The sequence below is a fragment of the Corynebacterium sp. MSK004 genome, from assembly GCF_030232515.1.
Classification (GTDB): Bacteria; Actinomycetota; Actinomycetes; order Mycobacteriales; family Mycobacteriaceae; genus Corynebacterium; species Corynebacterium hesseae.
Genome location: NZ_JASPKB010000004.1, coordinates 21,970 through 34,342 on the forward strand (window position 1 = coordinate 21,970; position 12,373 = coordinate 34,342).

13 protein-coding genes are annotated in these 12,373 nt (G+C 60.3%); 11 read left to right on the plus strand and 2 right to left on the minus strand.

The annotated features are described in order from the left end of the window. Positions 1-112: 112 nt before the first annotated feature. The 9 genes from QP999_RS05685 (at position 113) to QP999_RS05725 (ending at position 8,076) form a co-directional block, all read left to right on the plus strand. Positions 113-769, plus strand: a complete 657-nt coding sequence (locus tag QP999_RS05685; RefSeq protein WP_239248524.1) for a 50S ribosomal protein L25/general stress protein Ctc — start codon at positions 113-115, stop codon at positions 767-769. A 90-nt stretch (positions 770-859) separates the two neighbouring features. Beyond that, positions 860-1,408 carry an aminoacyl-tRNA hydrolase gene (pth, locus tag QP999_RS05690; RefSeq protein WP_070563484.1) on the plus strand — a complete coding sequence of 183 codons (549 nt, stop codon included), beginning with the start codon at positions 860-862 and terminating at the stop codon, positions 1,406-1,408. A 5-nt stretch (positions 1,409-1,413) separates the two neighbouring features. Next, entirely contained in the window at positions 1,414-2,292 is an 879-nt protein-coding gene (locus tag QP999_RS05695) for a fumarylacetoacetate hydrolase family protein (protein WP_070563482.1), read from the plus strand. Positions 2,293-2,387: 95 nt separating this feature from the next. Further along, on the plus strand, positions 2,388-2,852 hold the full coding sequence (locus QP999_RS05700; RefSeq protein WP_230307889.1) for a PepSY domain-containing protein: 465 nt from the start codon (positions 2,388-2,390) through the stop codon (positions 2,850-2,852). 75 nt (positions 2,853-2,927) lie between these two features. Continuing rightward, positions 2,928-3,833 (plus strand): polyphosphate kinase 2, encoded by a 906-nt coding sequence (gene ppk2 / locus QP999_RS05705; protein ID WP_070447108.1) that lies wholly within the window; start codon positions 2,928-2,930, stop codon positions 3,831-3,833. A gap of 30 nt (positions 3,834-3,863) precedes the next feature. Continuing rightward, positions 3,864-5,069: a sensor histidine kinase gene (locus tag QP999_RS05710; RefSeq protein WP_070447110.1), complete on the plus strand. Its 1,206-nt coding sequence runs from the start codon at positions 3,864-3,866 to the stop codon at positions 5,067-5,069. Then, positions 5,050-5,721, plus strand: a complete 672-nt coding sequence (locus QP999_RS05715; protein WP_070447113.1) for a response regulator — start codon at positions 5,050-5,052, stop codon at positions 5,719-5,721. The genes QP999_RS05710 and QP999_RS05715 overlap by 20 nt, the downstream gene beginning before the upstream one ends. Before the next feature lie 86 nt (positions 5,722-5,807). Further along, the gene (locus QP999_RS05720; RefSeq protein WP_070563480.1) at positions 5,808-6,551 is read left to right on the plus strand and encodes an ATP-binding cassette domain-containing protein; all 744 of its coding nucleotides are present in this window, start codon (positions 5,808-5,810) and stop codon (positions 6,549-6,551) included. Positions 6,552-6,738: 187 nt separating this feature from the next. Beyond that, positions 6,739-8,076 (plus strand): ABC-2 family transporter permease, encoded by a 1,338-nt coding sequence (locus tag QP999_RS05725; RefSeq protein WP_284847850.1) that lies wholly within the window; start codon positions 6,739-6,741, stop codon positions 8,074-8,076. A gap of 178 nt (positions 8,077-8,254) precedes the next feature. Here the strand turns inward: QP999_RS05725 and QP999_RS05730 are convergent, their stop codons facing one another. Together QP999_RS05730 and QP999_RS05735 are read right to left on the minus strand one after the other, a co-directional pair. After that, a complete protein-coding gene (locus tag QP999_RS05730) occupies positions 8,255-9,709 on the minus strand; it encodes a glyceraldehyde-3-phosphate dehydrogenase (protein WP_070708413.1) in 1,455 nt (484 codons plus the stop codon). A gap of 64 nt (positions 9,710-9,773) precedes the next feature. Further along, positions 9,774-10,757: a nitronate monooxygenase gene (locus QP999_RS05735; protein WP_284847851.1), complete on the minus strand. Its 984-nt coding sequence runs from the start codon at positions 10,755-10,757 to the stop codon at positions 9,774-9,776. Between the two features lie 39 nt (positions 10,758-10,796). Here QP999_RS05735 and pth (QP999_RS05740) point away from each other — a divergent pair, with 39 nt between their 5' ends. Further along, positions 10,797-11,474 carry an aminoacyl-tRNA hydrolase gene (gene pth / locus QP999_RS05740; RefSeq protein WP_284847852.1) on the plus strand — a complete coding sequence of 226 codons (678 nt, stop codon included), beginning with the start codon at positions 10,797-10,799 and terminating at the stop codon, positions 11,472-11,474. Between the two features lie 41 nt (positions 11,475-11,515). Further along, a complete protein-coding gene (locus tag QP999_RS05745; RefSeq protein WP_193634128.1) occupies positions 11,516-12,373 on the plus strand; it encodes an SDR family NAD(P)-dependent oxidoreductase in 858 nt (285 codons plus the stop codon).

A 12,373-nucleotide genomic window follows, 5' to 3' on the forward strand; every position in this document is an offset into this window, starting at 1 on the left:
TGTATTAAGCCTGCGATGACTCGTCCAAGACGTCCATCGGCAGGCTTTTGTCGTATCTACATGGTCCTACAACAGCCCTTGCCGCACAACGATACTTTAAGGAGATTTACTTATGGCTTCTGAGCGCCCCGTATTGAAGGCTGAAGTCCGTTCCGAGTTCGGCAAGGGCTTCGCTCGCCGTCTGCGCGCTGCAGGCAAGATCCCGGGCGTCGTCTACGGCCACGCCGTCGACGTTCTGCACTTCGCCGTTGACCGCCTGGAAATGACCGCACTGGTCCGTAACCACGGCGTCAACGCCGTGTTCGAGCTGGAGCTCGAGGGCGAGCAGCACCTGGTCATGGTCAAGCACATTGACCAGAACGTCCTGACCTTCAACATCGACCACATCGACCTGCTCTCCATTAAGCGTGGCGAGAAGGTTGAGGTCGAGGTTCCGGTTGTCCTCGAGGGCGAGCCGGCTCCGGGCCTCATGTCCATCCAGGATGCCGACGTCCTCCTCGTCGAGGCAGACGTGCTCAGCATTCCGGAAGAGATCGTCGTGTCCATCGAGGGCCTCGAGGACGGCACCGTGGTCACCGCCGGCGAGGTTTCCCTGCCGGAGGGCACCACCCTTGCTGCCGAGGAAGACACCGTCATCGTCTCCATCTCCGAGCCGGAGGTTGATGAGGACGTCGAGGCTGCCGCTGAGGCTGCTGAGGAAGGTGGCGCTGAGGCTGGCGCCGAGTCCGCCGACGAGTCCGCTTCCGAGGAGAAGAAGGACGAGGAGTAAACCTCCCCTCACCTATCTAACGCACCGCGCCTGCCCCCAGCTTTCTGGGGACGGGCGCGGTTCGCCGTTTTCGCCCCTACGCTGTTTAGAATGGGCAGCGTGACTCAATCTTCTTTCCTCGTCGTGGGGCTGGGCAACCCCGGCCCGAAGTACGCCGGCACCCGCCACAACATCGGCTTTGACGTGGCTGATGAGCTGGCCCGTGAGCTGTTCGCTTCCTTTTCCGTTCATAAGAAGACAAACACGGATTTCGCCGAAGCGCGGCGCGGGGACAACAAGGTGATCGTCGCCAAGCCGCGTTGCTTCATGAACTTGTCCGGCGGACCTATCAAGGCCCTCGCTCAGTACTTCAACATTCCGCATGATCACATCATCGTGGTCCACGATGAACTTGAGCTCGACTTTGCCACCATCAAGCGACGCCTCGGCGGCGGGGACCACGGCCACAATGGCCTGCGCTCCACCACGAAGTCTTTGGGCACCAAGGACTATCAGCGGCTTTCGGTGGGCATCGGCCGCCCACCTGGACGCATGGACCCAGCCGCGTTTGTTCTCAAGCCATGGAGCAAACGGGAAGCCCAGGAGGTCCCCATCATGTGCGCCGATGCGGTGGAGGAGATTCTTCGCGCGTTAGACTAGCCGGCATGAAGCTCGCTACTCTCCGCACCAGTTTTGGCACCTGCGCTATCCGCATCGATGGCCCCAACGTGGGCACCGAGCTGGATTATGAGAATGTCGGCGAATTGCTGGCCAGTCCAGACTGGCGTAAAGCCGCGCAGCTCTCCGGCGAGCCGGTGGTTTTTGACGACGCCGACCTCGCCCCCGTCATCCCGAACCCAGGAAAGATCATCTGTGTCGGCGTTAACTACGCCAAGCATGCCCGTGAGATGGGCCGCGAGCTGCCTACACAACCCACGCTTTTCATCAAGTTTCCAGAGGCTCTGACCGGCCCTTTCGATGACGTCTACGTCCCGGACTATGCCACGAAGAAGCTGGACTATGAAGGAGAGCTCGCCGTGGTCATTGGGCGCCGTGCGCACCGCGTTCCGGTAGCGGAGGCACTCGGGCATGTGGCGGGCTATGCCATCATGAATGACTACACTTTGCGCGATTATCAGCGCGCTACCACGCAGTTCCACGCCGGTAAATCCTTCTACCGCACCGCCGGCTTCGGACCGTGGTTGACCACGACTGATGAATGGGCCCCGGGCAAGGCCGCGCGGCTAGTCACGACCGTCGATGGTGAAGTCCGCCAGGACGATAACACCGATGACCTCATCTTCTCCGTGGCCGAGCTCATCGCCTTCTGTTCCTCCCTCTACCCTCTGAATCCGGGCGATGTTATTGCCACCGGCACCCCGGAAGGCGTGGGCTTCGCGCGCGGTGAGGAAGCACTGCTTGGCGACGGCTCCCGCACCCGCATCAGCATCGAAGGGCTCGGCGCGATTGAGAACACCACGCGCTTCGGCGAACCTCCCGCTGCCGGGGGCTGCGGCGAAGGCTGTATCTGTCACGGCCGTTAACATTCAGCCGTATCCAGGATCTTCAGCGAAAACTGACAGGTTTCGTTAGGGTGGGGCACCACACGTGCCCGACTGACCAAGGAGGATGAGCCTCAATGACTCTTTGCTCCCGCTTCACCGCCGCCGGCCTCGCACTATGCGCCAGCACCGCGCTGGTTGCGTGCTCTTCAGATAAAGAGGCCGATCCCGCCCCGACGCCGACTCCCGCGTCTGTGGAAACCGTGACGGAAACAGCCGTTGCAACTGGCGCGGACCAGGGCGATGTTGATGACGACGATGACCGCGATGACGACGCCCAGCTGCCTGCAGACACGGCTGCTGCCGGGGACGCCGGAAAAGCAGAGAATTCCGGGAAACTCACCGGCGATGAAGCATTCGAGAAAGCTTTATCCCACGCCGGCGTTGATGCCCAGACCGTCACAGAAAAAGAGGTCGACTACGACGATGGTGACGACGGCAAGGGCCCGCACTGGGAGATCGAGTTCAAGGCGAATGGCCAGGAACACGAACTCGACGTCGACGCCGCCAGCGGCGCGGTGACGCAACACGAGGTTGACTAAATACCTCCCAATTCGCCCCACTTGCTTAACCCCCGCGGTTAGGGATTCTCCCAGCTAAGCGGTAAATTTAGAGGTATGAGTTCACAGTCTAAGAAGTCTGCCACCAAGCCGCCGAAGCTAGACAAGCAAGCCTATGAGGACGAGCTCAAGCGCCTCCAAGCAGAGCTCGTCGAGATGCAGCAGTGGGTCGTTGAGACCGGCGCCCGCGTGGTCATCATCATGGAAGGCCGCGACGCCGCCGGCAAGGGTTCCGCCATCAAACGCATTACGCAATACCTGAACCCGCGTACCTGCCGCATCGAGGCGCTGCCGAAGCCCACCGACCGTGAGGCGGGCCAGTGGTATTTCCAGCGCTACATTGAGAAGCTGCCCACCGCCGGCGAGATCGTCATCTTCGACCGTTCCTGGTACAACCGCGCCGGCGTGGAGCGTGTCATGGGCTTCTGTTCCCAGCAAGAATACGTGCGCTTCCTTCACCAGGCTCCGCTGCTGGAGCACATGCTCATCGAGGATGGCGTCATCCTTCTTAAGTACTGGTTCTCCGTTTCTGATGAGGAGCAGCTCGCACGCTTTAAGTCCCGCCGCAACGATCCGCTGCGCCGCTGGAAGCTCTCCCCCATGGACTTGCAGTCCATTACCCGTTGGGAAGACTACTCGCGTGCCAAGGATGAAATGTTCGTCCACACCGATACCCCGTCCTCCCCGTGGTACACCGTGGAATCCGAGGACAAGAAGCGCTCGCGCATCAACGTGATCAACCACATCCTCAAGATGGTTCCGTACCAGCACGTAGAGCAGGATGTTCCTGAGATCCCAGATCGCCCCGAGCTCGAGGCCGAATACGTACGCCCGCCGCGCAATGAATTTGCCTACGTACCAGATGTCGCAGCCGATTTGGAGCGCGACAAGGTCAACGGCAACGGCTCCGGCAAGAAGCAGGGAAAGAAAAAGAAGGGCAAGAAGGACAAGAAAAAGAAGTAGTACTTTCGGCATGTACTACCATGGCCGTCTATGAGCTCTTCCCGCACCGCGCGTACCTTCCTGTCCTCGGTGCATTTGGGGGACGCGCTACTCGCAGGAGTCGCGGGGCTCGTAGCGGCCTTTTATTGTGCCTTGGCGTTTTCCTCTTCCGGAACGGTGGAAGTACTCGAGGCTCTCTTGTCGCTGCTGTTCATACCGTTCTTCCTCGTGTGGCGCTCGAGGCCAATCGTGAGCGCAACAGGATTCCTAGTTCTGCTCCTGGCCTGGGCTGTCATATGGATGAACCAGCTCCCCACCAATAGCGGCCTCACCCCGTGGGCGCTGACCGCCCCCATGGCCGTGTACACCACCTCGCGGTACATCACCCAGAGGCTGGTTCCGCGGGTGGTCCTCCTCATCACCGCACTCGGTACCTTTATCTCCCCCTTCATGTGGCGCATCGACACTGAGACTTACCTTCTGCGCTATGAGGTAGACACACCCTTCCTTGCCATGGTGGTGGCCCATTGGGCAGTGCTGGGCAGCACGTATTTCATCGCTGCCCGGTATTTTGACCGTGATCGCCAACGGGAGATACTAGCCCGCGAGCGCTTCCACCAGGCACAAGAAGAAGAACGCCTCCTCATTGCACGGGAACTGCACGATGTCCTTGCCCATTCCCTCACCCTGATTAAGGTTCAGGCTAATGCAGGCATCGTTGCAGCGAATACGGACTCCGGCGCGGCTGAAGAAGCACTTCTTTCGATCCGCGATAATGCGGATACCGCCTTGGGCGAGGTTCGCGGAATCGTCGCTGCCTTGCGCTCACCCGGCCCCACGGCTCTAGAGCCTGCTCAACAACTTGAGCACATCGAAGGAATCCTCGAAGGCTTCCGCGCTGCCGGGCTGAAAGTCGACGCAAACCTCCCAGCTGAATACGCCGTGCCGTCGTTGGTGCAGATGGCATTGGTGCGCATTACCACGGAGGGCTTGACGAATGCTCTGCGCCATCAGGGCGTCGGCACGCATGTCGTGGTTGAGCTTGTACTTGATGACGCCGCCGCGCTCACCCTCATCTCCACCAATCCTCATCCCACGCCAAGCAACGTCGCGGGCAGCGGCGTGGGCTTAGTCGGAGTGGCGGAACGAGCTCGTTCGCTTGGCGGTCGCCTCGACTATTCCGGCGATGCTCATTCCTTTTCCTTGCACGCACAGATACCGATGAAGGAGACAATGGATGCAACCCAGCAGCTCTAGAATCCGCGTCTTGTTGGCCGATGATCAAGCAATGCTGCTCTCAGCACTGTCTACCATCCTCACTGCGCAAGAAGACATCGAGGTCGTGGCCACCGCGGCCACGGGGGCGGATGCCGTGGCAGCAGCAATAAGCCACCACATTGATGTGGCTATCCTCGACATTCGCATGCCTGGCATGGACGGCATTGCAGCGGCGCAAGCCATACTCGAGCGCAAGCCCGAGTGCCGCATCATCATGCTCACCACATTCAATGATGAAGAGCTCGTGGCGCGGTCCATCTCCGCTGGCGCCCACGGCTTCCTGCTGAAGGATGCCGACCCAGAGGTTCTTGTGACCGCCGTTCGCAACGTGGCGCAAGGAGAATCGGTGCTGGCCGCCGAGGTAACCGGCCCAGTGCTGGAGGCTTATCGCTCGGCGCTGACGCGCGAAAACCTCAGCGCCCAGGAACGCCAAGGACTCAGCCTCGTAACGCGCCGCGAGATGGAAGTGCTTTCACTCATCGCGCGTGGTGCTACAAATGCGGAGATAGCCGCCGACATGGTCATCGCAGAAACCACGGTGAAAACTCACGTCTCCGCGCTCATGTCTAAACTCGCCGCACGTGACCGAGTGGCCCTCGTTCTCTTAGCGCAGCGTGCTGGGGTTGCCTAAGCTCCTACCACGGTAGGAGGTCTGCTCGCTGAAGACCATCATGCAGGCGGATTCCTTTATGATGAGCCCCGGCGATACTGCATTCTATGAATTGCGATATCTCTTTTGAGCACATCTCGAAATCTTTCGGTCGGCAACGAGTCCTCGATGATGTTTCCTTCCACATCTCCCCTGGCCGCGTGCATGCGCTCCTCGGGCGCAACGGGGCAGGAAAATCGACGCTCTTTTCCATCCTCTTAGGTCTCCTGCCACCTGACTCAGGCTCCATCAACGTGGCGGGCCAACCATGGAGCCGCAATGTGCTTCGCCGCATTGGTGCCTCAGTGAACGGGCCAGCCTTTTATGGCCATCTGTCTGCCTCGGCGAATCTTCGCGTTCACGCTCGACTTCTGGGCCTTCCTGATTCCGAGATTGACCGGGTTCTCTCCAGCGCTGGGCTCAACGGCGTTGGCTCCAAGAAGGCGAAATCCTTTTCCACTGGTATGAAGGCCCGCCTGGCGTTAGCGCAAGCTCTCCTCGGCGATCCAGAGGTACTTGTTCTTGATGAGCCCCAGAATGGCCTCGATCCCCAAGGCATCATGGAATTGCGAGAGCTACTACAACAACTAGCCGCGGCTGGGCACACCGTTATCGTCAGCTCCCACCAGCTTGGAGAGGTCCTGCACCTTGCCCATGACATCACCGTCTTGGCCGAGGGTACGATTCGCTATTCCGGTTCCCTGCACGAGCTAGCTCCACGTGGTCAGTTGGAGGAGGAATTCTTCCGACTTACCTCACCTGGCCACCCCTCCCAAGCGCCTACCAACCGGGGAGGAGAGTCACATGCCTAAGCACACTACTGATCCTCGCCCGAGTTACCTTTCAGCAGAACTACTGCGCAGCCGTGGAAGCACCTTACAGTGGTTGCCTTTACTTGCTCTACCGCTGGTCATCATGACGGTGATCTTTTCATCTATGGCATCGGTGCACAGTGATGCCACAGGCGTCTTGGCTTGGCAATCCTTATTTGTTACCGGCATGTACGCCCCACTTGTTGCGCTATTCGCTGCGGTCCCAGAACACCGTGAAGTTGTTACCCGCAGCGGCGGGACGCAGTGGAGAAACCTCAACCCGCGTCGGGAGAACGCTGTCCGGCTTCTCGTCGTCATTGCCAGCATTGCGCTATTCCACATGCTGAACTTTGGTGGTTCCTGGCTCGCTGTCGCCATCCAGGGGCGCGAGAACCACGAGCTTATCCTCATAGCCGGGCTTTATTCTTTCCTTGGTGCACTTGGCATTGCCGGGCTTTCCGCTGCCTGTGCCCGCAGACTGGGCTTCGCCTATACACTGGTTGCTGCGGCCCTGTGGCAAATACTCAGCATCCTTCCGAACACTGTTGAATCAGGCAAGTGGTGGGCCTTTCCCCCAGCATGGCCACAACGACTGCTTTTACGCGCATTGCGTATTCACCAGAACTCGGTGCCTCTTGAACCACACGACCCACTTCTAAACAGCAGTCCACTACCGGCTTTCATATTGTGCGTCATCCTCGCCGTGCTCGGAGCACTAGCCGCGGTCTACACGCCGCGACGATACCGGCCTAAGCTCTCGCTGCGACACCGTTTCGCGCGATCTGCAACGGCCCAGGCTGACGCCGACGTGGCTGATACCACCGTGGAAAAAGCCCAAGTATGGCAGCCAACGAACCACCCACGTGCGGCGGCACAGTCCTCGCTGTGGTCTACGCTGCTAGGACTCCACCGTGCAGCTTTTAGCCCAGCGGTGTTCTCTTGCCTGATGCTCAGCATTCTGGCGCTAGGCTTTGTCGCCCTGCAATATCCTGCTAACTACGTCGAAGGTTTCTTTTACTTCTTTCTGCTGCCGGTCGGCGCAGGTATTTTGCCTGTCCTCGTATGGCCGCGCATGTCAGATTCGTGGCCGCTGGTGTATATGGAAACACGGTTCGGCACATCCGGAATCCTCATGTGGTTTTTGTCCGTCATCGTGGCGGTTTGCGCTGCCGCATACCTGGCCAGTGCGCTCGCAGGTGGTGATGGCGCTGCACAGTTTTCCGCTTTGCCCCTTGCGGTTGGGGTGGGCTATGTCATCGCAGCTGTATCACTCATTCTGGTGATTCGCTTCGGCACTGTGAGCGCTATCACTCTCGCAATCGTAGGGACGATTGTCTCCGTCACCTTGGGCGGCGATGTCTTGGCAGATACCGGTCTGTGGGTACTCGCCTTCCCCGCCTGGCCTTTGGTTGCGCACTCACCTTTGCGCTATGCCGTCGCTGTGCTGTTGGCCGCAGTGCTTGGTGTGGCCGCAACATTGCGCGCACGACATTTACTCCATACTCGAGCGCTGTCTTCCCGCTAAAACTGACCAATCTGACGAAAACAGTCTAGATTTTTCAATCCCAGCCCCTACTTTTGGCAGATCGGGCAGTTGTGCGTGTGAAGCATCCTGGCAAGTTTAGGAATGAATCGATAACGACCCCAAAACAACGAAACACCGCCCGCGCCATGTGGCGAGAGCGGTGTTAGCTATCTAGCTCTTAGAGCTCAGAAACATCGACGCGCTTCGGGTAGACCACCGGACGGGCACCGGCGATTTCCTCGACGATGCGGATGACCTGGTTGGAGTAGCCAAACTCGTTGTCGTACCACACGTAGAGCACGAGGTGCTTGCCGGAGGAGATGGTTGCCAGACCATCGACCACACCAGCGTGGGTAGAGCCCACGAAGTCAGAGGACACAACCTCCGGGGAGGCAATGTAGGAGATCTGCTGGCGCAGGTCAGAGTGCAGGGAGACATTGCGCAGGAAGTCGTTGACCTCGTCGCGGTCGGCCTCCTTCTCCAGCTCGAGGTTGAGCACAGCCATGGAGACATCCGGGGTAGGAACGCGGATGGCGTTACCGGTGAGCTTGCCAGCGAATTCCGGGACAGCCTTGGCCACAGCCTTGGCGGCACCAGTCTCCGTAAGCACCATGTTCAGGCCGGCTGCGCGGCCGCGGCGGTCACCCTTGTGGAAGTTATCAATAAGGTTCTGGTCATTGGTGAAGGAGTGTGCGGTCTCCACGTGGCCGTGGACCACGCCGTAGCGGTCGTTGATGACCTTGAGCACCGGGGTAATACCGTTGGTGGTGCAGGATGCGGCGGAGAGGATCTGGTCGGAATCCTCGATATCGCCGTGGTTGATGCCGTAGACGATGTTCTTCAGGTCGCCCTTACCCGGTGCGGTCAGCAGCACGCGAGCCACACCCTTGGACTGCAGGTGCTGGGACAGGCCCTCGCGGTCGCGCCAGACACCGGTATTGTCCACGACGATGGCGTTGTCGATGCCGTACTTGGTGTAGTCGATCTCCGCCGGGTTGTTGGCGTAGATCATCTGAATCTTGGTGCCGTTGGCCCAGATGACCTCATTCTCCTCGTCGACGGCGATGGTGCCGTTGAAAGCACCGTGTACGGAGTCACGACGCAGGAGCGAGGCGCGCTTGAAGATGTCAATGTCGCCCTTCTTGCGCACGACGATAGCGCGCAGGCGCACGCCGCCGTAGGCAGCTTCGCGGGCGATGAGGATGCGGGCTAGGAGGCGGCCGATGCGACCAAAGCCGTAGAGGACAACGTCGGTGGATTCCTTATCCACAGCAGCGCCGACGAGATCCACGAGGGTCTCCTCGAGGTAGTTGCGCAGGTTGTCGGAGCCGGATTCCTCGAAGCCAGTGGCCAGGCGGCCCAGGTCAATGGAGGCGGTGCCCAGGTTCATCGAGCACAGTTCCTTGAGAATAGGCAGGGTCTCTGCGGTGGAAAGCTCGCGCTCAGCGATGCGGCGGGCGTAGCGGTGCGCCTTGATGATGTCGATATCGGTCACACCGATGAGCAGGCGGCCGTAGATAGAGGTGACAACGTTGTTATTGCGGTGCAGCTGGTGGATGAGCGGGATCATCTCTTGGGCCAGCTCCAGGCGCTCGTTCCAATCCTCGTGCCCAATGTGCGCGTTCGAAGTCACGTACTTTGTATCCTTTACTCGTCAAAAAGGGTGTAAAACTATGTCCATCCGTAAATCTTAACCCCTATTCATGCCCGTTTGGGTGTAGTTGCGCGAGGATTTCCGCCACACTACCCCCGCCGATTTTCTCCACGTCGACGCCCACGAGGCAATAGTCCACGTCGGCGTCGAGCTGCGCACGACGCGTTTTCAGCAACGCGTTGAGATAGGGGTAGACCAAAGGCAGGTCCGGGTGTACCCGTGTGTAGGCAGTCTCCAGCCCGCGGGCGTAGCGCCCGGAGAACGCGCGGGTCGACACCGTCCGGCCGCCGCGGCGCAGAAGGCCACGGTTGTGCTCACTCGTTCCGGCTTCATCGGACAGCAAGAAGGCAGAGCCACAGCTGACTGCCTCTACCCCCGGCCACGCCAAGGCCTCGGCGACATCCTCCGCGGTGCGCAGCCCACCCGCGGCAATGAGCGGAATGCCCGTGACTTGATGCACCGCCGCAACAAGTTCTTTGAGCGGGCGCGGATCGGGTTCCGCACTCGGGTCCCATACACCGCGGTGTCCCCCGGCTTCAGGCCCTTGCACACACAACACATCGACGCCGCGCGCGGTAGCAACCCGCGCCTCCTCCGGGGTGGTGACTGTGGTCCACGCCTCTGCCCCAGCGGCATGGATGCGCGCAACCTCCTCTTCTTCAAAGACCCCGAACATCGACCACAGCACCGCTGCCCCACCATCTAGCGCGGCGTCGAGCTTGTCCTGCCATCCGAAGTCCAGGGGGACGTCGCCAAGCACGGCGTCCTCTTCGGCAGCAAGCGACCGTGCAGCCGCGAGCTCCGATTCTGTCAGCTCCCTCTGCGGATAAAAGAAGTTGACGCCGAAGCGCGTGCCGGCGCACGCAGCGATGGCCTCCCGCGCGACGTCTACTGAAGAGCTCCCCAGGCCCAGAGCCCCAAAGGAACCGGCGGCCTCAGCGGCGGCAACCAGTTCAGGCGTGGTGGGCCCACCAGCCATCGGGGCAGGTAGGACGGGACAGGTGATAGCCTCAAGAAGTTGACTCATGGTCCCCCAGCCTAAAGAAAATCCATCAAGGGAGTTGTTGTGTCCGCCATCCGTGACTTTTTCACCCGCCTCTTTGGCAGCGCTGAGGCTGCGCCGAAGAAGACGAAAAAGACAGTCAACCCTGGACTAAGTCCAGCCGAATTAAGCGCTAAGTGGCTCATCGTAGGCTTAGGCAATCCCGGCGCGAAATACGCCGCGACCCGTCACAACGTGGGGTACATGGCGGTGGATGATCTCCTCGCCGAATCTGGCGACATGCTTGAACCCGTCACCGGGCACCAGCTCAGCGCCGCACAGCTCGAGCTCGGGGGCACGAAGGTCGTGGCGCTGCGCTCACACACCTACATGAACCTCTCCGGCGATCCCATTGCACCCTTGGCCACGCAGCTGGGGGTTGCGGCAGAAAACATCATCGTCATCCATGACGAGCTCGACCTACCCGCCGGCAAGGTGCGCATTAAGAAGGGCGGCAACGAAAATGGCCATAACGGCTTGAAGTCGCTGAGCGAGCGCCTGGGCACGCGCGATTACCTGCGCGTGCGCGTGGGTATCGGGCGCCCGCCCAAGGGTGGGTCCATCCCGGACTGGGTGCTCGCGCCTGTCGACGCCAGCGCTGAGCTCGATTCCACCATCGCCACCGCCGCCGAAGCCGCCTGCCTCATCGTGACAGAGGGACTCAGCAAGGCCCAACAGGAAATCCATTCCCGGGCTAAATAAACCCCGGCGCGGCCGCGCTCAACGCCCTACGCTGTCCAAGTATGAGCCGCGCGAGCAAGAACCTGCCTTCTAATCATGACCCTCGAACAATTGTCATTACCGGTGCTTCGAGCGGGGTGGGCGCGGCCGCTGCCCGCATCCTTCACCAGCGCCGCCCGCAGGATTCGCTCGTGCTCGTGGGCCGGAACCCGGAAAAGACGCAGGCCGTAGCCGAAGAAGTTGGTGCGGCCTTTCACGTGGCCAATTACGAGTCTTTGGGCCAGGTGCGCCGCCTCGCGGAAGAGCTAAGCCAGTACCCGCAGATCGATGCCTTGGGCAATAACGCCGGCGGCATGTTCGACGGCCCCTTCGCCACCGCCGATGGCTTCGAGCGCACGTGGCAGATCAACGTTGTGGCGCCTTTTCTTTTGACCTCTTTATTGCGCGATACCCTGCGGGCCAGCGACGCCACCGTGGTGCAGACCGCCTCTTTGGCCAACGTCCTGTATTCCGCTTTCGATCCCGGTGACCCAAACACCTTTGAAAAATTCACCGCGGAGCGCGCTTACGGCAACGCCAAGTTGGGCGATATTCTTCTGACCCGCTACCTCGACTCGCACGGTCTGACCTCCGTGGCCTTCCACCCGGGCGTCTTGAATACTGGCTTCGGGCAGAACTCAACGAGTAGGACGAGCAAGCTGTATTCAACCACTGCAGCAAAGCATTTCTTGGGCAAGGCAGACAAGGGCGGCGAGAACCTTGCTTATTTCCTCAGCGGCACTCCGGGCATCCATTTCAATTCCGGCGAGTACTACAACAACAAGCGCAAGCCAGGCCTGCAGAGGCCGATTGCGAAGAAGCTCTCGGTGGCGCGGCGCGTCTTCGATGATTTGGGCCGCCAGCTCAATGTGGAGTGGTAA